Consider the following 22,481-nt stretch of genomic DNA (forward strand, 5'->3'; position numbering starts at 1 on the left):
TCCTGGGCATTCACATAAACACCTTCCTCTAGTCGATAATACAATGTCTCAAAACCAAGAGGAGGTTTATCATGGCGAATGTTAAAGTAAGCCAGCGATTCCAAAGATTATGCAACCAATTTGCCGCGATTTTAGGTGGGGAACATCAAGTTGTTCCAGGACCCGTTTGTTTTGTCAACCGGGCCAGAAGAGTGAATGCGACCATTTTAGGAAGACGCACAACTTCACCTTTGGTTGGTCATCAACTTTTCTCATTCGAATCCCTTGATACGCAGGGACGCGCGCTCTGCTTAGGTGAAACCGCGGTATTTCAAAACCAGGCTAACCGATTAATTCGCAATTTGCAAAGAAATGGTATCACGGTAACGGCCCTTCACAATCACTGGCTGAATGAGAGACCTCGATTAATGTACATTCACTGGGAGTCCATTGACAACCCAATCGCATTTGCCAGGAAAACGAAAGCGTCCATTGCCTTCTTGGGCTAACCATAACCCTAAACGAAGGGGTGCTTGGTAGGAAAAACGGTTTTGCGAAAGCTTAACCATGTTGAGGCATTCCCCACGAAGTAAAGCAAGCTTTTGCAGCTTATTCCAATTACTTTGTGGGGACCCCTGCATCTACCAATGCTTTGAACCAGGATGTCAATTACATAAAGGGAATAGATGGAAGTTAGACGTCCCAACATGCCTGCTCCGCAACCGAATCATTCTTCTTCCGATTCCATGCTTCGCAAGCGAGGGGCTTTTTTTCGTAATTGCCTGGCAATCGTATAACCAATGAGGAACGCAGCGGCTGAAGTGTTGCCGTCTACCGTAAATGGAATGATCGGAGCATCGGCAACGATTAAATCTTTCACCCCGTGTACCTTTCCTAAGCGATCGACGACTCCGCCTTTATTTAATGGGGCCATCCGGAGAAAGCTTTGTTGGTGATGATTATGATCGAAATTGTCCTGAATAAACTTCTCTAGCTTTAAGTCGTCATCGATAACATCAAGCGTTGAAACAGAATCCCTAATCGGTTCATCTTTATCGTTATTTATCACCCGCCTCCAGAACAAGCACAGACGTATTTTTATTATCCGTAAGAGTCTTTGCGATGACGGCACCTGCCGGACCTGTGCCAATAACAATGTAATCAAAGGTTAATTCCCTTTTCATCCAAGCTCTCCTTTTTAAAATAGACTACTGTAGGATATTACTTTGATCTGTCCGGTGTGCCTATTTCATCGTCCTTTTCGATTCGCTCTAAAAGGACAATGCGCCGTTTCGGGAAAGGTTTTCACGAATGATGGTTAGGAACTCTTTCACAAAGGGTTCGGGTTTTTCGTGTTTACGCGTACATAATGCAATCGTGTTGATGGGGACCAGCTCATCGACATAAACTTTGGCAAGCTCTCCTCGCTCAACAAATTCACAGGCTGCCAAAGATGAGATGAAGCTTGCTCCGTAACCGGAAGCTACCGCATGAATCGTCTCGGTTAGTCCGCTAAATTGAAGGGCTACTTGAGGGGGTTCAACCATGTTAGTCTTACACAGTGCGAATAACCTTTCTCTAGTCGCGCTTCCTTCCTCCCTCATAATAAAAGGCTCCGTCATCATTTGATTAAAGGTGATATGCTGATTCGCATACTTGTGGCCAGGGGCCACCACAAACCAAACTTCGTCTTTGCTGAGCTCCTCCCATTCGACTTCTTCCGGATAAAATGCTGGTTCACCTCCACATATGGCGATATCTGCAGCATAATTCACCAGTTGATCAAGAACGTCCTTTGAATTAGCTGTTGTAATCGTTACCTCGATTTCTGCATGATTCGTTTTGAATTTGGCGGCCCATCTGGGAATAAGAATGCTCGTTGCCAAATACGTTCCAACCACACGTAATTTACCATTTTTATGATTTCGATAATCCTCAATGATAGACTCGATTTGATTTTCCACAGTAAATAATCTTTTCGCCGGATTTATTAGTTTTTGTCCAACAGAAGTAAGGGCTACTCCCCTTCCTTTGGGCTCGAACAAGACAACATTTAATTCTTTCTCGAATTTCTTGATCTGGGCAGTAATGGCCGGTTGGCTTATGTTAAGTTTGCTCGCTGCTTGGGTAACGCTTCCCGTCACTGCAACCGTGTAAAATATTTTGAGAGCATGTAAATTCATAAAGGGGCACTCCCTTTTATATAATTTTTAATTATAGATTCCGTTTAAAATATATTATTATTATATATTTTTCAATAGTATACTTTAGACAATAACTTGTGTAAATATGGAGGGCAACACGATGACTGAGACTATTTTATATTTGACCAGACATGGACAGACGGAGTGGAATGTAGAGCAGAGAATGCAGGGACATAAGGATTCGCCGCTTACAAGCTTAGGAGTTCTTCAAGCAGAATGGTTGCAACAGAGATTAAAGCCAATCCATTTCGATGCCGTATATTCAAGCTCCAGCCTGCGGGCATTGAGAACAGCTCAGATTGCAGCAGGGAGTAACCATGTAACGATCAAGCCCATCGATGAGTTAAAGGAAATAAATATGGGACTGTGGGAGGGACAGTGTATCGACTTCATACAGAAGCATTACGCTCAAGAGTACTTTGATTTTTTCAATCAGCCTCATTTGTACAAGCCAACAGGTTCAGGAGAAACATATACAGAGTTGATAAACAGAGTAATACCCGCCATAGACAGCATCTTATCAGAACATAAGGGACAAAAGGTGCTGATTGTTACTCACAGATTAACCTTAAAGACAATCATGGGCTATTATGGAAATAAAGAATTAAATGAACTTTCAACCTTACCGGATATTGAATCGACTAGTCTTAGCAGAATTTCAGTGAAGGAGAATGTTCCATCGATTGAAATGTACGGGGATACGTCTCATTATCAGATGGCGGAGGTAAGAGCATGGTCGGGCAAGTGATCGATTCTGAATGAGGGGGGCTTGGGATGGATTCGGACGCCTTCTTCGGTACGGATTTGCATGGCAATCAGTTAGTGATGGGCTTTTTGAACGCAACGCTCGGCAGTGATGGTTCGGAGTTCAGTGCCATCGGTATTTGGGGCCATTATATTTATGTGAATCAGAAAGAAGGTGTCGTCATCGTCAAGACAAGCACCGATCCAGACTTTCTGGCTAATGAGCACGAAACGATGATTGCCTTCCGAGCCATTGCTGATGCGGTGAAGTAATTCAAACGGCAGTTTTATTTAAGCTTAGCTATGGCGGATCGAGTTGCTCCGACAAGCGAATCAGCTTCTTCATCCCGGCGCTTAGCTGGTGTTCATTGATGTAGGAGTAGCTTAAGCGAATCCATGATTTTGCCTCTTTGGACGGGTCGCAGATGGAGCCGGGGACAAACGAGATCGATTGCTCGATGCTCTTGGCAAGAAGCATATCCATGGAAATGGAAGCCGGCAATTTGACCCAGAGGTTAAGTCCCCCGGCGGGGCTGTCCCATGTCCAGTTGGTGCCAGAGAGCTCCTCTTCCATAATCGATTTGCGAACGTTTAACGCGATCCGGAGCTTTTTAATATGCTGCTGCAGGCGCTTGGACATGAAGTAATGCAGGAAAATCTTCTGGTTGAGCAACGGGGTGCCATTATCCGCCAGCGACTTGACTGTAAAGAGATGTTTCATCAACGAAGGCTGAGAGCAGACAGCTGCGATCCGCAATCCGGGCGCAACGTATTTGCTGAAGCTGCGGATATATACGACATAGCCTTCCGTACCATACGCAAACAGAGGCGGAGGAGGCTCCCGGTCAAAATAGATATCACGGAACGGGTCATCCTCCAAGAGAAAACAGCGATACCGCTCGGCAAGCTCCACCAGTTGTTTCCGCTGTTCTGCCGGAACGGTGTACCCCGTTGGATTGTGGAAGGTTGGATTGAGATAAAAGAAACGCGGCTTGAATTGCTTCATATACGATTCAACCTGTTCCAAATCATAGCCGTATGGGTGTATGTCGACAGGAATAATCTGTGCGCCCTGCTGCCTGAAAATATCAATCGCGGCGCTATAGGTCGGCCGCTCCAGTAACACGGCATCCATTGGCTGCACAAGCATGCGCGCGAGTATATCGATGGCTTGTTGGGAGCCCGATGTAATCAAGATGTCATCCGCAGATAGATGAAACTGGAGCTTATTCGTGAAAAAACGGGAAAGCGTCTCCCGCAGCTCCTCATCTCCTTGAATGGTCGAATAGGTGCTGAGCACCTTGGGATACCGATCGAATATCTCTTTGGCGTATTCGGAGAAGTAGCGATTCGGCAAAAGATTGGGGTCTATCAGCGAATAGGAAAACTGATAGGCAGCCGGCACCCGATGAATCTCCGACAGGTGACTCTTCTGCACGTAGGACGACACGATTGGATAATCCAGATCATCGAATGGCATCGTCATGCCGGGATGAACATAATAACCGGATTTATCTTTTACATACACTTTCTTCTCGTCCTTAAGTTGTTGATAGGCTTTAAATACGGTCAAACGGTGGACATTAAGCTCCTCTGCGAGCATGCGCACGGAGGGGAGCTTATCATGCTCTTGCCATTCTCCGCGCTGGACGCGATTCCAGATGTATTCGTATACTTGTTTACACTTATCCATAGCCGGATGCCCCTTTCCTATAACTGGCCAAAACTGTTCTGTTCCAACCCAACTGTTCTATTATCGCCTTATTATAATGATGACAAGGAGGCGTTACAATGGTCATCGTGAATTATGTGATAATGTGCATGGTATTTGGAACAACTTTTTTGGCGATTAAGATAGGGGTTGACGCGGGGGCCCCTCCCTTTTTCTCGGCCGGCGTCCGATTCGTTCTGGCAGGTCTGCTGCTCTTTATTTGGATGGTCTGGAAAAAGAGAGCGAGCGTATCTTTGCTATTGCATAAGGAGATGTGGCTCACAGGCATTGGCCTCACCTTTGGAACGTTTGCGATGCTGTATTGGGCGGAGCAATACGTAAATTCAGGGACGGCAGCGATACTTTCGGCGACGGGGCCGATTATGATTCTGCTGCTGCAGGCGGCCGTCCTCCGCGAACGGGTAGCGGGCAAAGCGATGTTTGGGTGCTTGATCGGTTTTGCGGGAGTGATTCTATTGGTCTTGCCTCAGGTATCGATTAAGGCGGGCATGTTTTGGTTGCTGGGGTGTATGGCGATTTTGATCGGGCAATTATTTTATTCCGCCGGGGCCTTGTATTCAAAAAAAGTCATCCAACGCTTTGCAGATACTTCGCCCGTTGCTTTAAATGCGGCTCAAATGATGTATGGGGGTGCCATGCTGATTGTCCTATCCATGTTTACGGAACGTGTTCATATGGATTCGATGCTTACTCCCGAAGCAATCGGTTCCCTTTTGTATTTAATCGTGATGGGTTCCATGGTGGGCCATACCATTTTTTATTGGCTCGTAGCCAAAACGAACCCGCTCTTTCCCTCGACTTGGCTCTATATCTCACCGGTAATTGCGATGGTGATGGGAAAGATCCTGTATAACGAAGCCGTATCCTCGTTCACGGCAGCAGGCGCAGTTGCGACGATTCTGGGCATTGTGTTCGTAAATACGAAATCACGGAGGCCTGCAGTGAAAAAGGCATATATCGAGGGCATTCAGGAATGACGGAGATAACGAGGCATCAATAAGGCAACAAGGGAATCGCACCGGTGTGCCGCGCTGATTGGATCGCGCTCTTGCCAAGTTAGAGCGAAATACAGCGCGGCTCCAGCCTTATTCTTATATACGGAATTTCCTAGTCCTCCGGTGTGCGGTCGAGGAATAGGCGAGTCACTTCCGTATACTCGCCTTGTTCGATATCTTTCCCGGTTGCCTTTTCTTCGAGCGGATCGTGCCCATTCATACTAGGCGCAATCGTTGGTTCTTCCTTGTGTTTCTGCTTTTTGCTATCCATTCTCATCCACGCTCCTTACTGTTAGATTTCCGAAAGGCCGGGAAATTATACCGGACATCTCGGCGAATCCGTGCACTGGCGTGAAATAAGCAAGGAAAAACTTCATCCCCCATCATCTGCAATTTATAAATTTCACGCTTGACATTGTAGTGTACTACAGGCTTTATCCTCTATGTATCATAACTAACCGTCCTTCAATTAGAGGACTGGGCTCAAGAGGAGGACCTGCAACATGAGAACGTTAGAGATTATTGTGATTCTGATGAGCTTGGCTGCCGCAGGAGTCATGATCTTTGGAAAAAGAGAAAGGCGTCTAGATGCAGCTTTGTTAACGTTGCTGGCATTCGTCGTACTTCTGCACGGATTGATTGATCATTTCCGCATTCAGATGGTGCCGGCATACGTGGTGACGTTGTCGCTCTTTATCGTTTTAGTCCGAAGACTGGTCAAGCCTCAGAGTCAAGCTCGTATCCAATCGCGATTCAAAAAAGGGGTTTTATCCATATTGGTGTTGGCCGTCGCTTTTGCATCAATCTATATGACTCATTTGCTCCCTGCATTTTCAATGCCTGAGCCGACAGGCAAATATGCGATTGGCACGATATCCCGGCAATTGACGGATGAGACTCGGGAAGAAACACTGACTGCCCAGCAAGGGGACAAGCGGGAGTTAATGGTTAATGTCTGGTATCCTGTCGATCCCGGCATGGCCAAGCAGAAGCCTAGAGAGCATTACCCGTCGGAGCTGGGGGAAGCCATTAGCCTCGTGTTCGGCATACCTAAGCAATTGTTCAGTCATGTAACCACGATTCCAACGCATGCGGTCCAAGGAGCAGAGCTGTCAGCGGCTGAAGCAAGCTATCCAGTGCTGCTGTTCTCTCCCGGGGTCCGGTCCACTCGTTTCCAGAGCATGACCGCTATAGAGGAATTGGTTAGTCATGGTTATATTGTAGCGGGCATCGATCATCCTTACACGTCCGCGAAGGTCTCCTTTCCTGATGGCCGGACTGCTGTCTATCAGGCGGGTCCGGAAGTGCCGACGTCGACGCCGGCGGAGGTGTATGAGAGCAACATTGTCGGGGTCGGCATTCGCGCGGCGGATGCCAGGTTCGTGTTGGACACGCTCACGGAGTGGAATAAACAGGACCCGAACCGCTTGTTCGAAGGCAAATTGGATCTGGAGCGGGTCGGAATATTCGGCCATTCCTACGGCGGCGCAACGACGGCTGAGACTTTGGCCACGGACGTGCGTTTCAAAGCTGGCGTCAGTCTAGAGGGCGGATTCTGGGGGAATGTCGCTCATGCCGCTTTGCAGCAACCGTTTATGTATATCATGTCCGGCATCACAGCCGAGAGCTTGAATCCGGCAGCGACCAAAAAGGATAAAGTGTTCTATGAGGAATTTGCCGGAGATCTGGACTCCGTCATGAAGAAGAGCCAAAGCGATACGTACTATTTGACGGTTGATAAATTTTTTCACCAAAGCTTTACGGATATAGCGCTTATGTCACCGTCTATTTTTGCTGAAAATATGGACCCTGTGCATAATGTCGATATTACGAGGACATATGTAAGAGCATTTTTCGATCGATATTTAAAAGGGGAACAGCAGCCGCTTCTGGATGGGGCCTCGCCTGAATTCCCGGAGGTAACGTTCGATAAGGTGTATACGAAGAAGCGATTGTAAGCAACATACCGAGCCCGGACTGATTCAGCAAATGGAATCGGTCCGGGTTCATTTTCAATACGGCCGAACTATCAGTGCTATATCTCGCCAAGCTTTGCAACACTCCGCATTTTTCTCGTTTTTATTTAGAATAAACAGGATTGCCTATTGTAATTTATAAATAGCTGCATTAGAGTGTGGTGATTGGAAAATTGTTCAAAGATTATCTGACAGGTTAGTACAGCTATGAGAAGAGAGCGTGTGAGCTGCAAATGTGCAGTTATTTTTGCGAAATCCCGGCTATTTCGTCCTTTGAACTGCAAATGTACAGTTGAAATCGATTCATTTACCATTATTTGTTAGATTGTGCCAGGGTGAAATGCACTTTTGCAGTCCAGCACCCTAAATAGAGAGTGATAGGTCAAAACAAATGTACATTTGCATTTGGAGCGGGTGTCCATGCATGCAAAGCGCTGATTGCATCGTAAAAACAGGAAGTTTATATTCAAGAAAGGGGGGGTTAGGTGGAAGTAAACTATGGAAAATCGTTGAAGGAATATACCTCGAATTATCCGGTTACGTTCTACTTAATTGCGATAAACACATGTGTCCTTGTAATATCCATATTATTAGATTTCATATATGAAAGTAGAGTGTTAAAAAGTCTACTCGGCATCAATACGAATGAATTTGAGCCTTGGAGGTTTGTTTCGTACGCATTTGTACATAATGGACTACAGCATTATCTCTCCAACCATTTTTTCTTTCTGATTATGGGGCCGCCTTTAGAAATAGCATTAGGAAAAATAAGATATGTGCTGTTTATCATTACTTCTATTTTATCAACCTCAGTTATTGTTTATATATTTGATTCTGCTGAGGGGGTTGTGGGTGCATCAGGGATTGGTTTTGGAATGATGGCCATATTTATCTATCTTTTCGTGTTCGTCAAGCATGTCATGAGCAAGCGTTTGAAAATAGTAGTTCTTGCATGGACGATTATCGCTTGGATAACGACATTTACGATAGCAGGAACAAGCATAAGCGGACACGTTGGCGGTTTTGTGGGGGGAGCTTTATTCAGCCTGATTGCGTTAAACAAAGAAAAGATTGTAGGAAATTGGAACCGGAAACGATAAAAATGCGGGCATATCCATTTCGTCGCTTACGGGGCGGTCTCCATTGCCAAGCTCGCGATTTTTTCGTTTTTATAAACGAGCCGCTCGTCTCACTATAAAGAAACAGAGCGGCAGCAGTTACGGCTTGTCCCATTTTATAACCCCAACGAGAAGTTGATGTTATCCGCGCATTCCGGGAAATCAATCAGCGGGTTGCGGTTACCTTGCGCTTCATAGATGGCTTGGTTGCGGTGTTTCTCATGCAGCGTTACGGGATGAGCATGATGCCAAGTCAACAGCAGCTCCCAGTTTACCTTGCTCACCATGTCGTTCTTGATTTTTCCCGGATAACGAAGCAGGAAATACAAGACGGCTCTTGCCGCTTCTCCTTTACTGCTTTCAGGTTCAAATTTACTACTTCCGCCTCTTTTTCCGCACTTGGTTCGTATCGTTTCCGTATACGCTTCCGGATTGTAATCGGCAAAGTCATAGTAGGGGATGTTCCCGCGAAAGCTGTTGCATTCCGATTCGCAGACGAACAAATGGTGCAAGTCTCCGACCATGGGGCTTAGCCTGTTGAACCAGGATTGAGGAACAACATGCTCGATGTTAAACTGGAATCTTTCTTCAAGCATGTGCAGCAGCTCTTCTTCGTCCACGAATTCGGAGCGGGACAAGGATGTAAATAATTTTGTCTTCTGCTGTTCGAATCGATGGTCCTCCCGAATTAATCGCTCCGCATCCAGATCTTTGCCTGAATAAAGGCTTCGGAGCGCTCCGTTTTCCCGCAAATCGATCCATGAATACAGCTCTGATCGACTTCGGCGATACGATAATATCGTGGTATGCGTATTAAGCAGTAAACGGTGGAGAGTTTGATAGAGCTCCGAACCATTACTTGCTTGAAGATTGACGGAGCGATAATAATCAACCATCGCCACCCTGTCTTTGTCTTCATTATAGTAGGGCCGTTCAAGCTCCAAATTGCCGCGATTCAACTGCAGTCTGAGCAAAGTACGTTCCAGCGTGCTTTCATCCAAGTATTGAACCGGGAAATTGATACGTTCCGTTTCTTCTTCATTGCCATCTTTATAAATGACCCGCAGGACAAGTGGCGCATGATCGGAAATGTTTCTCACGAAATGTTGCAAGCTCCGATCAAGCCTGACGATGGCCGCATCATCGTCTTCGATCGCGCCCACATGAACTTTCATGTCTTTGCTGACGACGATATGATCGATCAAGGAATGCCACGGTTCTTTCAAATACGAAATATGGCCGGCAGCTGCATCATCCCGGGTTAGCGTGACAAGGGACCGAGAATTCATAAGATGTGACAGTGAGTCGCTGTCTGCATCGTCATTCAGATCTCCGCCCAGGACAATGGGAAGATTTTTGAAGACCCGATCTTGTTTCAAATCCTCAATAATAACCGACAGAACTTGGGCTGCAAGCTTTCGTTGTTTTTGGCTGCGCTCATCGCGCATAGCTTTAAGGTGACAAACAATCATCAAAAACTGTACGTTTTGTCCTTCCTCTTTGATGGTGCACATGGCAAAAAGCGGTTCCCTTTGATTGGGAAAAGCGGGCCGATTCTCAATCGTCGAACGAAGCAGGCTGCTATATTTTTGGTTTATGTCGCTCCGAAGCTCCACTTTCGTCGTAGAGGTATCGAAGACAACCGCCAAATCTTGCGCGCCTTGCGTTTCCAAATAAACATAATCCATCTTCGCGCCATGCTCTTCTTCAAGAGCAACCATTAGCCGCTGCAAAGCGCCTTTCTCAACTTCGACCAAGCCCAATGCGTCCATGGATAAATCGTAGATTACTTTGGCGACATCATTGATTCTCTGCTCGTTCACGGCATTGTTAAAGTGCTCTATATTCCAAAAGCCAATGTCGGCAAAGCGCTTATCGCCTTTGAAGGTCGGAACCTCGATTTCAGCAGCGTCTCTTGGTGTGTCAACAAGACCTTTTACATCGTAAAAGCCCAAGTATGGAGATGTATCCTCCAGCGTTCGTACCACTCGGGCAGCACCTTCATCTCCGGCGACAGCCAACGATATCAATTTACTTACAATCGCGGAGATACGGATTCCTTCGTTCACGGTTGAGCCTTCTTTGGCGAATCCGGCATGGTGCAGCGCCACTAATTGCCAATCGTTGTTGAATACGGCGGAACCGGACGATCCTCTTTCGGTATCTGTCGAGTAATGAATCACTTTGTCGTATACATAGATTACCGTGTTATCCTGCAGGGCGACTTCTTTTTTTCTGCCTCTTGGATGTTGAATAATATTAACATATTCGCCGCGAGTGATGGTCGTAGGGTTTCGTAACAGTTTGATCGGCGTTACCTGCTCGATTCCGGTCGTCTCGCATGCTACAATCGTAAAGTCCAATTCCTCAAATGGAGAAGTTATAAACAACTCGGCTGGTTTTAATTTCACCTCGATGGCTTGTTTATTTTCTTCATAATCGAATTCGACGAAGCTATTCTCAGCCGTATCGGCATCTTCCAGAACGTGATGGTTCGTCATCACCATTCCCTTGCCAATCATAAAACCGGTGCCGACTCCGGATGGCGTTACAAACCGGCATACGGCTTTCGCCATTTCCAACCCTTTACTCAGAAATTCAATCGGGAGCAAATTATTCTCCCTAATGATTTTTTCGAGAATCAAATTTTCCGTTTCTCTTCTCAATTCTTCATTGTTTTCCCATTCATGTTCATTAGGCGATATATGCAAGATGGAAGCCGCTCTGCGTTTCACTAAATCGCGGAAATCGTCAGGCGCCAGCGGAGACACGTTGGGCAACGCATATTGATCGCCAATGAGAGAGATTGGTTTGTCCGGTAAAATCAACTGTGCTCTCCTCCTTGATGCTCTGGCTGAGCAGCCCGCAGCATGCACACTATTGCTTCATCTTGGTTCATGGGTTAACACCTTCCTAATGTGATTTCTTTCTCCAGTTTATTGATTCCAATTTCCATAATTTTATATGCAAAATAAAATAATAATCCCTTCCGCTGGAACCGGGAGTCTTCAAGTTGAATTCTGCACATCTCCACCATGAGTGCTGGATACTTACACCGACATGTCCTATATTGATTATATTCGCTGCAGTTTCAATAACAGACAGATAACTATAATCCGGGGTGATTCGAAAAATGAGTATTAGCACTAAGAACGCTGGCTGCTATGTGTAGACTTCAACAGTGATGAATTCCGTGACGGGATTATCGTAACCTCTGCGCATATGGCGAAAGGTTTGGAGTTTGACCAAGTCATTGTGCCGTTTGCCGATGCATCAGCCTATCAGACGGAGTTAGACCAAAGCTTGCTGTATTGCGTGCACCCGAGCCATGCACAAATTGAATGTAACATATTCTGGCAAGATAACTCGTTTTTTGCACCATGAAGTGAACTCGAAGTAAACTTCTTTATATTTCAAAATAACCTAGGGGAGCGATTTACATGAATTCAAATGAAATCGTTGACAGCTTTCTCCACTTCCTAGACGTGCCAAAACGCGAAAATGATATTGGCTTTTTGAATGATCTGATTCAAAGTCATCAAGTAAAGGTTAGATGGGAAAACCTGACGAAAATATTGGACTATGAGCGCGGTTACGCAACTGGCGATTTTATGCCGCCGATTGAAACCTATTTTGACCGCATCATGAATTACGGGTATGGCGGCACTTGCTGGACGATATCGAGAGGCTGTTATTGGCTGCTGAAGCAGTTGGGCTTTGATGTTCATTATTTGTATATGGACCCTGGCCATTTGTGTTTGCGCGTAGATTTAGATAGGCCTTATTATGTCGATCTTGGTTTTGGCGCTCCGTTGTATCAAGCCTATCCGCTGTATGAATCGTTCGTCGCCATCGACAACAGGGAAACGTTCGAATATATCGTCTCAACAGATAGCATCAAGATCATCCGAAATCCAGGTCCGAGCAAAACCCTGAATACGAACCCAGTCCTTATGGAAGAGATGCTGCCCATCATAAAGAGTTCTAACCAATGGAATTCTTCTTTTGCGCTTAAAGAGATCATGATTTTCGGACATGTCGAGAATATCCCTACTTCATTAACCAACTATACTTTAAAACAATACTTTCCTGCCCATAAAAGTGAACAAGAACTGAGTTCAGAAGAGTTGGAATATTGGATAACCGAGCGGTTCCATATGGATTATGGGTTGTTTAAGGAAGCTCTTGACATATTCCAGAAGTATAGGAAGCACTGAGGAAGGCTGCGTAACGGGAAAGATTGAAAGATTAGGCATGATTGAAGTATAAATCATTCTCTGTACCATTTGAATTAAAAACAGCCTTCATCCAAAGTCGGGATAAAGGCTGTTTGAACCCTATATATATGAGGTGCATTGTATCTAAGAATTATCTATATTTGGTCGTCTAACCTTTTTTTGTGTCATTCTCCATACGTCAAAATTATGATTTCACAAGCAGCAGCTTAACACCTGCGGCAGCAGGGAAAGATTTCGTCATGAACAAGCCATGGTAGATGGTTACGTTCATGCCGGGTTTCAGTTCATCCATGGTTAGGCGTTTTCCTTGTTCCGTCATTATGACGACATGATCGTTCAAGAGGTACATGATGTCGTCTATGGCAGTTGTGCTGTTGTCATGACTGATTTTCATCGACATGCTGCCGTTGCTCGCTTCCGATCCTTTGAGCAACTCCGCAATCGTGCCGTCGGTATGACTGTACTTGGCTTTTACAACGATACGATCAGCGGTAACCGTGCCTGGGAATGTGACCATCATGCGCGGTCCATGATCGATCGTCAACTCGGCGCCTTCCTTGATGGAATCAAGTGCCACAGCTTGTCCATTCGCATTCACGATAGCGGTCTGATCGGTCACCTTCACTGCCATGTAACGCTCTCCGCGCATATATATCGCATTGTCGTTCACTTTCTCCACAATTCCGTTCAGCGTAAGATGATGTGCAGGATCGTCCGCAGTTACGGCAATGAATTTGGCTTTCCCGCTATTTAGTATTCGAGCCTCGGTTAGAAGCGGGGCATACTCGGCTGTAATTTTTAATCCTTTACCTATCAAGATAGAGCTTCCGAGGGCTGTACGCTTGGTTGCGGCATCCCTGATGCGCGTGTCTTTGTCGATGATTAAGCTCGTCTTCGCGCCGGAATCGGATGTCACTGTCACGACGCGGCCGTTCGGATCGTCTTTCATTTCGGTAATGATTCCGGTAACAGAGCGTACGTCTAGCCGTTGCGCAGCCGAATTGGGGACGGCAGCATTCTCCTGAACAAGCTGAGCTTGAGCCGGCATGGATAGTTGGGCGCCCAATGCGGATGCGAGTATGACGAGGGCGATGCTCTTAGCTGCAATTTTTGAATTCATGATGTGTACCTCCCGTTTTATCTATGTAGATAAGCTTATCTTGTAATCATAAACGATCGGTAACTCCAAGATGTTGCATAGTCATGCAAAAAATAATTGGAGCAGTCTCGGATAGTGATATTCTGCACCGGTCTGGGGACAGATAAAATAACAAAAAGCGGGACGGAACAGAAAATAGCGCCTGTTTAGTCCCGTTTTCATCCTTTTCACTTTAAGTCGCTTGTTCCCTTAAGATTCGTTTCATCACTTTGCCTAAGCTATTTTTCGGCAGAGCATCAGTGAACCTAATTTGCGGGACCTTATAGCTGGCAAACCTTTGCTTGCAGTAATGATGCACCTCATCCTCTGAAAGCATACTCCCCGTTTCTTTCACAATATAGGCGCGCGGGATTTCTCCTAAAACGTCATCTGGAACAGCAACTACGGCTGCTTCCAGTACGTGCGGAATTTGCATAATAACGTCTTCTACTTGATCGGGATATATATTTCTTCCACCAGATATAATGACATCTTTGTATCGTCCCAGCACATATAAGAAACCATCCTCATCTAATTTGCCGCTATCGCCGGTATGCAGCCATCCTTCTCTCAGCACCTTGCTCGTGGCTTCGGGATTCTTCCAATAGCCTTTGAAGACGTAGGGGCTTTTTACAACGATTTCGCCGATCTCTCCTGCCGGCAGATCTTCTCCTTTTTCAGGATGGACGATTTTACATTCCACATTCGGCATTGGCATTCCAGCCGAGTCGGCTCTATCGATCCCCATTTCGGGAGAATAGTGGCTAATTCCGAGCCCTTCTGTGCAGCCATATCCGGCTGACATGGTAATTCCCAGCTCGTGATACTGCAGGATTAGAGTCGAAGGCACTTTGGTGCCGCCTACGCTGGCTATTTTCAGTGACGTCGTTTTTCGCCGGCTGCTTTTAAACTCTTGCAACATATAGGTATACATATGCGGAAAAGCAAACATTCTCGTGATTTTTTCCTTCTCTATCATTCCCCAAATGGTTGCTGGATCGGATTCGGTTAAAAAGACGAGTGTAGTCCCAGAGATAATGCTGTATATCATGTTAAAAACAGAACTTAAATGATAGAGATGATGTACGGCAAGGAACCTTTCATTACTATTGGCAGAGGGATAAGAAAAAACTTCTTTAAAGGATTCTGAAAAGCCGCGATGGATAAGCTCGCAAGCTTTTGGATTTCCAGTGGTTCCAGAAGTAAACATGAAAAATGCCGTATCGCTCTCGCTGACGGTAACAGAGGGTTCCGTAACAGGATAGCGGCCCATAAAGATTTCATCAAAAGGAGTTGAAGTCGCCATACCTTCTCCAGCCAGTATGAGAAAGGGGAGAGGCTGCTTATTGGGAAGGGCTGCTTCGAATTCTTTGTCATAGAAGAGAACTTTGGGCTGGCAGTGCTTTGTGATTCCTTCTAACTCATGGGAGGTATATAGATGATTCAACGGAACAACGATCGCTCCTATGGTCAAGGCTGCCATCATGATAGTTGGGTAAGGATGATTGTTTTTGCACAAAATCGCAACCCGATCGCCTTTTTCTACGCCCAATTCCAGTAAATAGTGTGACAATTGATTTACTCTTTCTAAATAGGCGCGGAACGAATAGCGAGTATGGCCACCTACCAGAGCTTCCGCATCAGGGGTCTGCTCAGCGCGAATTTTGAGTGCTTCTTGTAATGCATGCATAAGAATAACCTCATTTCCTCTTAATTTCACTTTTATCAATTGGAATGTAGGGTTCAAAATGTTGGTATTTCTATATTTTACCATTTGGAAGATAGAATGTAAACGATAGGATGGTTTATGCATTTGCATGTAATATAACAAAAGGTATATAGGAACGTATGATCCTTTTCTGGAGGGTCATTTTTTATGGTCGAAACAAGAACAAATGTTCTATGTTTGAGGTTGTTTTCAGACCTCTTAGAGGCACTTTAATACTATGAGAAAACGAGAAAGTAGGGGTGATTACATGCTTTCAGAAAAACAAAGATGGCGATTTCAAGATTATTGCAATATTAATAAGTCTGTGTTTTCAAATCGGGTTGTAAAAGACTTTTTTCGAAAAGATGACCACATCCTGCTGCTATTATTTGCACTTGATGGCGACCACGCAAGTCAGAGTAAATTAAATGAAAAGTTTCGCAAACATTTCTTCCGGATTAGATTCATTACGTTCATTGTTTCAACTATTAAATATTGCACCCTTGATCAGTTGCGGTTGTATCAAAAAAACGATATGCGATATCAACTTATTTTCGATCGTCCTGCTTCGGAGGAAGGGGACGCCACACCGCTTGGAGAACTGCTGCTAGGCAGTCAATGCACCAATCCAAGCGAGCCACCCACCTCAGATCCTGCGGAATTTCAATCATCCCTTATTAATGAGTGTCTGGCAAATGCATTTTCGAAGTTGTCTCCAAAACAACAAGTAATCACTACGCTAGGCTATTCAATGTGTTATAAAGATAATGAAATCGCACAAATACTTGGTGTTTCACAACAAGCAGTATGTAAAACCCGAAATCTTGCCTTGCAGAAGCTGCGGGTCGCCCTGCCAGAGAGGAGGTAATCTTATTGGACTCTCAACCGCTTGCCATGGAAGATGAATTATTCGATCTGGTAGTAAAAGCACAAAGTGGTGACGATGAGGCCGTATACCAGATTATCGCAGCCTTTTTACCCGTTATCCGCTCCGCTCGTAGTAGAATTAAAGCAGACCGACGAGATGATTTAGAGCAGAGCATTGTAGAAACACTTATTAGAAAGATAATATCCTACGATTTAACCCATGCACCGGACTTTTCTGCGTTTTGTCGTCAGCTACATGAATCCCAAGACACCGGCAATTACAAACAATTCTAATCGGGAATGGAGAGAAACGTGAAGCAGATTGGGCACCGATTGCTTCTTTCTCTCCTTATTTGCATAAGCACTTTTCTAAGTGTTTGATCGAATGGCTCCTATTCTCGATCGAGTACTTGGAAAAGTGCTTTCTTGCTTAGGTGATCTCAAATGAAGCGATGGTTTACTTCCATGGCGGTGAATGGTAGCCTTATACTGGAATTGGGGAATCGTACTAATTTATGCGATTTCAAACTATACTGATCTAGGTCAGATAGCAAGAAGTAAATAAGGTGAGGGAGTGTGATGATTTGAATCCCCCTAACATGCGGTCAGTTGCGATTGGAGCCTTTTTGGCAGCCGTTATCTTGTTTATGATTGATGGTTGGTTTGTCCGGTATGATCAATGGTATGACGGAATTGGCTTGTTATCGACTTTCATCTTTCCGCCAATAGGCATTATAGCTGCAAGTATTGCATTAAAAAAAACAGGTTCCATGAAAGACAAAATTCTCATACTGCTTAATGCTATTGGCTTTTTTCTCTTTTTTATATGGATGTTTTTTGGGACGTTATTTTTCGGTCCTTAATTGTGAATGGATATAAAAATGACCCAGCGACGAACTGGGTCATTTTTTATATTATGATTGCCGTACATTACGTGATATGATCAACGGTTAAGCACAAAAACCTGCTACCTGTGCCGCAATGAAGTAAGCTCTAACCATAAACGCTTTCCAACCCGGAATGCCATTTGTACATTCGATAACGTCTATATCACACTGGCAGTTGAAGTAGCCTTCTCTTTCATAACACTTGTCATGAACCATGCAGCAAGCATCCAGATCATCGATTGGATCGCTAGGACCGCTACATCCAGGGCCACACCAGTTGCCATGCACAAAGCAATTATCTTGAGTGATAAATCTATCGTCATCATGATTAGCTTCAAGCACTATCGTTTCATTAATTAACTTTACTTCACCATTATCGACCTCAAATTGCTGCTCCTTATTGTCTTTTACGACAACTCCAGTTACTTTCTCAATAGCATTTGGAATCTTTAGATGATTAAAATGACTATACCAGATAAAAACATCATTACCAAGAGAGACTTCAGATACGGTTCCTGATTCCGTTTCCGTTTGCAATTGAATTGATTTTGTTACATCGAAGCTGTCTCTTTGTATAAAACCCCGTTCAGAAAAGTACTCAATGATCAATTGGGCCTCTTCGTTCGCGATTAGCTTGTTAGCTACATATTTTTTTTCTGCCTCACTTAATTCTCTTTGATAAAATGGACTGTTCATAAACACCCATCCTCCTTGAATAAAAAAAGTATGCGGATTAAACCCTGCAGTAATTTAATCCTGAAGAATGTCAGCATGCAGGCAACATCCTTATCATATAAAGAGTATGGCAGACTCGATTTTACAACCTATCTCAGCGATAAAATGAGCTTCAGCAGGCAGAACCAAAATAAAAAGAAAAAGGGTTGTATGAACAAGCCTTTCGTTCACTATTATTATGTATCGTGCAATTTGAGGAGGGGTATTATGGAAGAATTGCGTAATTGGAGAGACAGGCATCGCACCATTAAAATAGAGCTATTACATGTAAGCAAACGAATTGAAGGCGCCGATCCTGAGGATAGGCTGTTTTACCAAGAAATTTGTGAAAAGTACGGATACCATTTAAAAAGAATAGAGGCCGACTGCTATAAAAAAACGGGCGTCCAAATGCGAGGGGAGTGATAAGCTGGTGGGCTATGTAGCGGTGGATATCGGCGCTTCAAGCGGCCGATTGATACTGGGAGAAATCATCAACGATAAGTTGGAAATCAGAGAAATACATCGATTTTCCAACGGCTTTACGCTTCAAGACGGGATTTGCCATTGGGATATGGACTATTTATTGCATGAAATGTTAACAGGCTTAGAAATGGTTAAATCAAGCGGATGCATCAGCTGTACCGTCGGTATCGATACATGGGCGGTTGACTATGTGTTAGTAGATCAGGATGGAAAACGTTTGCAAGAAGCTGTTTCCTACCGCGATGCAAGAACGGAGCATACGCTAGAGAAACTGACCCAACATATTTCCAAAGAACACCTGTATCAAAAAACAGGGATTCAGTTTCTGCCATTTAATACGCTCTGCCAGTTGTATGAAGAAGATAAGCAGAAGCTGGAACAAGCCAAATCCATTTTAATGATCCCCGATTATTTAGGTTACTGTCTGACCGGAGTCGCCGTTGCGGAAATAACGAATGCTTCGACAACGCAGCTGCTCAATTTCCAAAGCCGAACTTTTGACGAAGAACTGCTCGATTTGCTTTCCATAGGGAGAGAGAAATGGGGAGAGCTGACGGAGCCGGGACAAGAGCTTGGAATGCTGAGAAAAGATTGGTTCGCCTCATACGATCTTCCGGATTGCAAAATGATGATAGTGGCGACGCATGATACGGCTTCAGCGGTAATCGGCACGCCCGGTATAGGAGATAATTGGGCTTATTTAAGCAGCGGAACGTGGTCGTTGTTAGGGATAGAAAGTGATGCGCCGATTGTGAATGAGAGGGCCCTCCGCAACAATTACTCGAATGAGTGGGGGGCTTTCCACACTACGCGGTTCCTGAAAAATATGATTGGGATGTGGCTCATTCAAGAACTGAGGAACCAATTAGAGGGGGATTATTCTTACACGCGGCTCGTGGAAGAAGCCCAGAAGGTCAAAGCCTTTGCGCAATATGTTAATTTCAACGATGAACGTTTCCTGAACCCGGACAACATGATGGAAGAAATTCAGAACTATTGCAGGGAGACCAATCAGCAAGTACCTGTAACGGCGGGCGAATTCGCCAATTGCATTTACAATAATCTCGCCATCTTGTATGCGATTGCGCTTGAGGAATTGGAGGAGATTACGGGCAGAAGAATAGACCGGCTGCATATCGTCGGCGGAGGAGCTCGCAATGAATGGCTCAATCAATTAACCGCTGACGTAAGCGGAACAGCGGTATACGCGGGCCCGGCGGAAGCGGCGGCGATTGGAAACTTGATCATGCAGATGATTGCAACGAAGGAAGTCGCGGACTTGGCCGAAGCGCGTCAGCTTGTAAGGAACTCATTTGATATTAAGGAGTATCTGCCGGGTAAAATGGATCGGGCGTCCATCATTCATAACTATAAGGAGGCGGTACCGCAATGAACGCACAACTGGAAAGAGATTATGAAGCGGCCAAAGCATTATATGCGAAGCACGGAGTGGATCCGGACAAAGCGCTGGATAAGCTCAAGGACATCAAGATTTCAATGCACTGCTGGCAGGGCGATGACGTACAGGGCTTTATGAACAAAGATCGGAAATTAACAGGAGGAATTTCGGTTACAGGCAATTATCCGGGCGCGGCAAGAACTCCTGAAGAGCTGCGGCAAGATGTGGAGAAGGCGTATTCCTTGATACCGGGTAGACATAAATTGAACCTGCACGCGATATATGCGGATACGGATGAGAAAATTGATTACGATGACATCGAGCCCCGTCATTATGCGAAATGGATCGAGTGGGCGAAAGAACAGGGATTAGGGCTTGATTTTAACCCGACTTGCTTCTCGCACCCCAAATCGGACGATGGATTTACGTTAAGTCATCCCGATAAAGAAATTCGTGATTTTTGGATCAATCACTGTAAGCGCGCCCGTAAAATAGGAGAAGCCTTCGGCAGAGAAACGGGGCAACCGTGCGTGACAAATATATGGATACCGGACGGATATAAAGATGCGCCGGTGGATCGCCTCGCTCCGAGAAAGCGCTTGGAACAATCTTTAGATGCCATTTTTCAAGAAGATATAGATCCGAAATATAACCTGGACGCGGTTGAAAGCAAGCTGTTTGGCATCGGTTCCGAAAGTTACGTTGTTGGCTCCCATGAATTTTACATGGGTTACGGGCTCACGCGCAACAAACTGATTTGCCTGGACGCCGGTCATTTCCATCCGACGGAAACGGTCTCGAACAAACTATCCGCCCTATCTTTGTTCAGCGAAGGCATGCTGCTGCATGTCAGCCGCCCCGTGCGCTGGGACAGCGACCATGTTGTTGTGCTGGATGATGAATTGCTGGAGATTGCGCGCGAATTGGTAATGAACGATTTGCTGGGCAAAACCCATATCGGACTTGATTTCTTCGATGCCAGCATCAACCGCGTCGCCGCTTGGGTGATCGGCACGCGCAATATGCTGAAAGCATTGCTGCGCGCATTGTTGGAACCGGCGGATCAACTGAAGCAAATTGAATTGGCAGGCGACTTTACGACACGATTGGCTCTAAGAGAAGAGTTGAAATGTTACCCCTTCGGCGCCGTATGGGATTATTATTGCGCCTCTCAAGGCGTGCCTGTTCGCGAAGAATGGCTGCAAGACGTGAAAGATTATGAGCGGGAGGTACAACTACAGAGAGGTTAGCGCCAATGTTCTGTGAACGAATCATAGTTCAAATTTAAGCCTATTCAGAAATCTCTTTGCGAGCTGTGAAGCGTGCTTCTCTTCCGGCAGCACCCATCCATAATATATGGGCGCGGTATTGGGCGACTCCAGCTCTAAAGGGATAATATGCGATCCATCGCCTTTAAACGAATAATCCAGTCCGATGGTAAGCGCCAGTCCTTCTTTGACCGCATTTTGGATAGCCTCTGTATTGTTGCTGACAAAAAGAATATCGACGTCCCCATATGTTGAAATAAACTGTGTCATGAATTCGCGAATGTGCTCATCATCATACAAAACCAACGTTTGCCCAACTAATTTTTCCGGTGTTATCTTTTTCTCAAGCAAAAGAGGCGACTGTTTATTTACTCCCACAACGATTTTTCCTTCCAACAGCCGTTCAAAGGATAGAGTTTGATGTTTCTCTATTAGATTTTTGGACAAAGCGATTAACCCGATATCAATTTTGTCGTGCTTCATTAGATCTAATATTTCCTGCGGCCCTTTTTCGAATATTTCGATTTTGACATTGGGAAAATCTCGTTTGAAATGTGATACAACGCCCACCAGCAAATGCATGGGTCCGGGTATGGTGGCGATTCTTAATTGTCCGCTTAACGCATTGCTATAGGACTGGGCTTCTTCTCTTAGTTCATTGATCTTCATTAATACTTCACTGGCTCTGCTGATGATGGCCTTGCCCTCCGGCGTCGGGACTGCTCCCAAGCCGCGCGAGCGGTTGAATAAACTTAATCCTAATTCCGATTCGATTAAGGATATCGATTGGCTAATAGCCGAGAGGGTCACATGGGAATTTTGCGCAGCCTTCGTCAGCGACCCGGTTTTTGCCACTTCAACGATGTATTCCAATTGTTCAAGATTCATCTGTTTACACCTCATATTAAGTATTTCTTAACTATAATTTAATATATATAAATTTAAGTAAATAGTAAGCGGTGCTACAATAAGAACATAAAACAATATTCAATGTCAATGATTATGCTCACTGCGGAACAAAAAACGAG

The 22,481-nt window shown here is 45.1% G+C and carries 22 protein-coding genes and 1 pseudogene; 13 read left to right on the top strand and 10 right to left on the bottom strand.

Going from position 1 to position 22,481, the window contains the following annotated elements; all coding sequences use genetic code 11:
• Window positions 1-71 precede the first annotated feature (71 nt).
• Entirely contained in the window at window positions 72-488 is a 417-nt protein-coding gene (locus JSQ80_RS22495) for a DUF1259 domain-containing protein (protein ID WP_087432145.1), read from the top strand.
• Window positions 489-706: 218 nt separating this feature from the next.
• Here JSQ80_RS22495 and JSQ80_RS22500 read toward each other — a convergent pair.
• The 3 genes and pseudogenes from JSQ80_RS22500 to JSQ80_RS22510 form a co-directional block, all read right to left on the bottom strand.
• Window positions 707-1,003 (bottom strand): annotated as a pseudogene (locus JSQ80_RS22500) (GMC oxidoreductase); the annotation flags it as partial.
• Window positions 1,004-1,037: 34 nt separating this feature from the next.
• Complete coding sequence (locus JSQ80_RS22505; RefSeq protein ID WP_206096755.1) at window positions 1,038-1,163, bottom strand: NAD(P)-binding protein; 126 nt, start codon at window positions 1,161-1,163, stop codon at window positions 1,038-1,040.
• 87 nt (window positions 1,164-1,250) lie between these two features.
• Window positions 1,251-2,162, bottom strand: a complete 912-nt coding sequence (locus JSQ80_RS22510; RefSeq protein ID WP_206096756.1) for a LysR family transcriptional regulator — start codon at window positions 2,160-2,162, stop codon at window positions 1,251-1,253.
• A 121-nt stretch (window positions 2,163-2,283) separates the two neighbouring features.
• On the opposite strand from JSQ80_RS22510, the gene JSQ80_RS22515 reads away from it, so the two are divergent.
• Together JSQ80_RS22515 and JSQ80_RS22520 are read left to right on the top strand one after the other, a co-directional pair.
• The gene (locus JSQ80_RS22515) at window positions 2,284-2,931 is read left to right on the top strand and encodes a histidine phosphatase family protein (RefSeq protein ID WP_206096757.1); all 648 of its coding nucleotides are present in this window, start codon (window positions 2,284-2,286) and stop codon (window positions 2,929-2,931) included.
• Between the two features lie 26 nt (window positions 2,932-2,957).
• Window positions 2,958-3,200 carry a hypothetical protein gene (locus JSQ80_RS22520; protein ID WP_206096758.1) on the top strand — a complete coding sequence of 81 codons (243 nt, stop codon included), beginning with the start codon at window positions 2,958-2,960 and terminating at the stop codon, window positions 3,198-3,200.
• 28 nt (window positions 3,201-3,228) lie between these two features.
• Here the strand turns inward: JSQ80_RS22520 and JSQ80_RS22525 are convergent, their stop codons facing one another.
• A complete protein-coding gene (locus tag JSQ80_RS22525) occupies window positions 3,229-4,620 on the bottom strand; it encodes an aminotransferase-like domain-containing protein (RefSeq protein WP_206096759.1) in 1,392 nt (463 codons plus the stop codon).
• Window positions 4,621-4,718: 98 nt separating this feature from the next.
• Between JSQ80_RS22525 and JSQ80_RS22530 the strand changes: the two genes are divergently transcribed.
• A complete protein-coding gene (locus tag JSQ80_RS22530; RefSeq protein WP_206096760.1) occupies window positions 4,719-5,636 on the top strand; it encodes a DMT family transporter in 918 nt (305 codons plus the stop codon).
• Window positions 5,637-5,766: 130 nt separating this feature from the next.
• On the opposite strand, the gene JSQ80_RS22535 is transcribed toward JSQ80_RS22530, so the two are convergent.
• Window positions 5,767-5,925, bottom strand: coding sequence for a hypothetical protein (locus JSQ80_RS22535; protein ID WP_206096761.1), 159 nt, complete (start codon window positions 5,923-5,925; stop codon window positions 5,767-5,769).
• 232 nt (window positions 5,926-6,157) lie between these two features.
• Here JSQ80_RS22535 and JSQ80_RS22540 point away from each other — a divergent pair, with 232 nt between their 5' ends.
• Complete coding sequence (locus tag JSQ80_RS22540) at window positions 6,158-7,612, top strand: alpha/beta hydrolase family protein (RefSeq protein ID WP_206096762.1); 1,455 nt, start codon at window positions 6,158-6,160, stop codon at window positions 7,610-7,612.
• 503 nt (window positions 7,613-8,115) lie between these two features.
• Entirely contained in the window at window positions 8,116-8,730 is a 615-nt protein-coding gene (locus JSQ80_RS22545; RefSeq protein WP_206096763.1) for a rhomboid family intramembrane serine protease, read from the top strand.
• Window positions 8,731-8,864: 134 nt separating this feature from the next.
• Here JSQ80_RS22545 and JSQ80_RS22550 read toward each other — a convergent pair whose 3' ends face one another.
• Window positions 8,865-11,576: an endonuclease gene (locus JSQ80_RS22550; RefSeq protein ID WP_206096764.1), complete on the bottom strand. Its 2,712-nt coding sequence runs from the start codon at window positions 11,574-11,576 to the stop codon at window positions 8,865-8,867.
• Window positions 11,577-12,188: 612 nt separating this feature from the next.
• Here JSQ80_RS22550 and JSQ80_RS22555 point away from each other — a divergent pair.
• Window positions 12,189-12,965, top strand: a complete 777-nt coding sequence (locus JSQ80_RS22555) for an arylamine N-acetyltransferase (protein WP_206096765.1) — start codon at window positions 12,189-12,191, stop codon at window positions 12,963-12,965.
• A gap of 205 nt (window positions 12,966-13,170) precedes the next feature.
• Here the strand turns inward: JSQ80_RS22555 and JSQ80_RS22560 are convergent, their stop codons facing one another.
• Together JSQ80_RS22560 and JSQ80_RS22565 are read right to left on the bottom strand one after the other, a co-directional pair.
• Window positions 13,171-14,106 (bottom strand): hypothetical protein, encoded by a 936-nt coding sequence (locus tag JSQ80_RS22560; protein WP_206096766.1) that lies wholly within the window; start codon window positions 14,104-14,106, stop codon window positions 13,171-13,173.
• 211 nt (window positions 14,107-14,317) lie between these two features.
• Window positions 14,318-15,814 (bottom strand): class I adenylate-forming enzyme family protein, encoded by a 1,497-nt coding sequence (locus JSQ80_RS22565; RefSeq protein WP_206096767.1) that lies wholly within the window; start codon window positions 15,812-15,814, stop codon window positions 14,318-14,320.
• 286 nt (window positions 15,815-16,100) lie between these two features.
• On the opposite strand from JSQ80_RS22565, the gene JSQ80_RS22570 reads away from it, so the two are divergent.
• The 3 genes from JSQ80_RS22570 to JSQ80_RS22580 all read left to right on the top strand — a co-directional run bounded on the left by JSQ80_RS22570 (window position 16,101) and on the right by JSQ80_RS22580 (window position 17,562).
• A complete protein-coding gene (locus JSQ80_RS22570; RefSeq protein ID WP_206096768.1) occupies window positions 16,101-16,700 on the top strand; it encodes a sigma-70 family RNA polymerase sigma factor in 600 nt (199 codons plus the stop codon).
• A 5-nt stretch (window positions 16,701-16,705) separates the two neighbouring features.
• Complete coding sequence (locus JSQ80_RS22575; RefSeq protein WP_206096769.1) at window positions 16,706-16,993, top strand: helix-turn-helix domain-containing protein; 288 nt, start codon at window positions 16,706-16,708, stop codon at window positions 16,991-16,993.
• Between the two features lie 290 nt (window positions 16,994-17,283).
• Entirely contained in the window at window positions 17,284-17,562 is a 279-nt protein-coding gene (locus JSQ80_RS22580) for a hypothetical protein (protein ID WP_206096770.1), read from the top strand.
• 87 nt (window positions 17,563-17,649) lie between these two features.
• On the opposite strand, the gene JSQ80_RS29805 is transcribed toward JSQ80_RS22580, so the two are convergent.
• Window positions 17,650-18,282, bottom strand: coding sequence for a hypothetical protein (locus JSQ80_RS29805; protein ID WP_206096771.1), 633 nt, complete (start codon window positions 18,280-18,282; stop codon window positions 17,650-17,652).
• A gap of 246 nt (window positions 18,283-18,528) precedes the next feature.
• On the opposite strand from JSQ80_RS29805, the gene JSQ80_RS22590 reads away from it, so the two are divergent.
• Genes JSQ80_RS22590 through rhaA form a run of 3 tightly spaced genes read left to right on the top strand, consistent with a single transcriptional unit; the run spans window position 18,529 to window position 21,435 of the window.
• Window positions 18,529-18,726 carry a hypothetical protein gene (locus JSQ80_RS22590; protein WP_206096772.1) on the top strand — a complete coding sequence of 66 codons (198 nt, stop codon included), beginning with the start codon at window positions 18,529-18,531 and terminating at the stop codon, window positions 18,724-18,726.
• A 7-nt stretch (window positions 18,727-18,733) separates the two neighbouring features.
• Window positions 18,734-20,179: a rhamnulokinase gene (gene rhaB / locus JSQ80_RS22595; RefSeq protein WP_206096773.1), complete on the top strand. Its 1,446-nt coding sequence runs from the start codon at window positions 18,734-18,736 to the stop codon at window positions 20,177-20,179.
• Window positions 20,176-21,435, top strand: coding sequence for an L-rhamnose isomerase (gene rhaA / locus JSQ80_RS22600; protein WP_087432166.1), 1,260 nt, complete (start codon window positions 20,176-20,178; stop codon window positions 21,433-21,435). Before rhaB ends, rhaA begins: the two co-directional genes overlap by 4 nt.
• A gap of 21 nt (window positions 21,436-21,456) precedes the next feature.
• Here the strand turns inward: rhaA and JSQ80_RS22605 are convergent, their stop codons facing one another.
• Window positions 21,457-22,341 carry a LysR family transcriptional regulator gene (locus JSQ80_RS22605; protein WP_206096774.1) on the bottom strand — a complete coding sequence of 295 codons (885 nt, stop codon included), beginning with the start codon at window positions 22,339-22,341 and terminating at the stop codon, window positions 21,457-21,459.
• Window positions 22,342-22,481 lie beyond the last annotated feature (140 nt).

Origin of the sequence: Paenibacillus apiarius, from assembly GCF_017052585.1 — a bacterium.
Taxonomy (GTDB): Bacteria; Bacillota; Bacilli; order Paenibacillales; family Paenibacillaceae; genus Paenibacillus_B; species Paenibacillus_B apiarius.

What these genes read in the sequence shown, in the direction of transcription:
- JSQ80_RS22495 (WP_087432145.1), top strand. Translation starts at nt 72, where the DNA reads ATGGCGAATGTTAAAGTAAGCCAGCGATTCCAAAGATTATGCAACCAA.
- JSQ80_RS22505 (WP_206096755.1), bottom strand. Translation starts at nt 1,163, where the DNA reads ATGAAAAGGGAATTAACCTTTGATTACATTGTTATTGGCACAGGTCCG.
- JSQ80_RS22510 (WP_206096756.1), bottom strand. Translation starts at nt 2,162, where the DNA reads ATGAATTTACATGCTCTCAAAATATTTTACACGGTTGCAGTGACGGGA.
- JSQ80_RS22515 (WP_206096757.1), top strand. Translation starts at nt 2,284, where the DNA reads ATGACTGAGACTATTTTATATTTGACCAGACATGGACAGACGGAGTGG.
- JSQ80_RS22520 (WP_206096758.1), top strand. Translation starts at nt 2,958, where the DNA reads ATGGATTCGGACGCCTTCTTCGGTACGGATTTGCATGGCAATCAGTTA.
- JSQ80_RS22525 (WP_206096759.1), bottom strand. Translation starts at nt 4,620, where the DNA reads ATGGATAAGTGTAAACAAGTATACGAATACATCTGGAATCGCGTCCAG.
- JSQ80_RS22530 (WP_206096760.1), top strand. Translation starts at nt 4,719, where the DNA reads ATGGTCATCGTGAATTATGTGATAATGTGCATGGTATTTGGAACAACT.
- JSQ80_RS22535 (WP_206096761.1), bottom strand. Translation starts at nt 5,925, where the DNA reads ATGGATAGCAAAAAGCAGAAACACAAGGAAGAACCAACGATTGCGCCT.
- JSQ80_RS22540 (WP_206096762.1), top strand. Translation starts at nt 6,158, where the DNA reads ATGAGAACGTTAGAGATTATTGTGATTCTGATGAGCTTGGCTGCCGCA.
- JSQ80_RS22555 (WP_206096765.1), top strand. Translation starts at nt 12,189, where the DNA reads ATGAATTCAAATGAAATCGTTGACAGCTTTCTCCACTTCCTAGACGTG.
- JSQ80_RS22560 (WP_206096766.1), bottom strand. Translation starts at nt 14,106, where the DNA reads ATGAATTCAAAAATTGCAGCTAAGAGCATCGCCCTCGTCATACTCGCA.
- JSQ80_RS22565 (WP_206096767.1), bottom strand. Translation starts at nt 15,814, where the DNA reads ATGCATGCATTACAAGAAGCACTCAAAATTCGCGCTGAGCAGACCCCT.
- JSQ80_RS22570 (WP_206096768.1), top strand. Translation starts at nt 16,101, where the DNA reads ATGCTTTCAGAAAAACAAAGATGGCGATTTCAAGATTATTGCAATATT.
- JSQ80_RS29805 (WP_206096771.1), bottom strand. Translation starts at nt 18,282, where the DNA reads ATGAACAGTCCATTTTATCAAAGAGAATTAAGTGAGGCAGAAAAAAAA.
- JSQ80_RS22590 (WP_206096772.1), top strand. Translation starts at nt 18,529, where the DNA reads ATGGAAGAATTGCGTAATTGGAGAGACAGGCATCGCACCATTAAAATA.
- rhaA (WP_087432166.1), top strand. Translation starts at nt 20,176, where the DNA reads ATGAACGCACAACTGGAAAGAGATTATGAAGCGGCCAAAGCATTATAT.
- JSQ80_RS22605 (WP_206096774.1), bottom strand. Translation starts at nt 22,341, where the DNA reads ATGAATCTTGAACAATTGGAATACATCGTTGAAGTGGCAAAAACCGGG.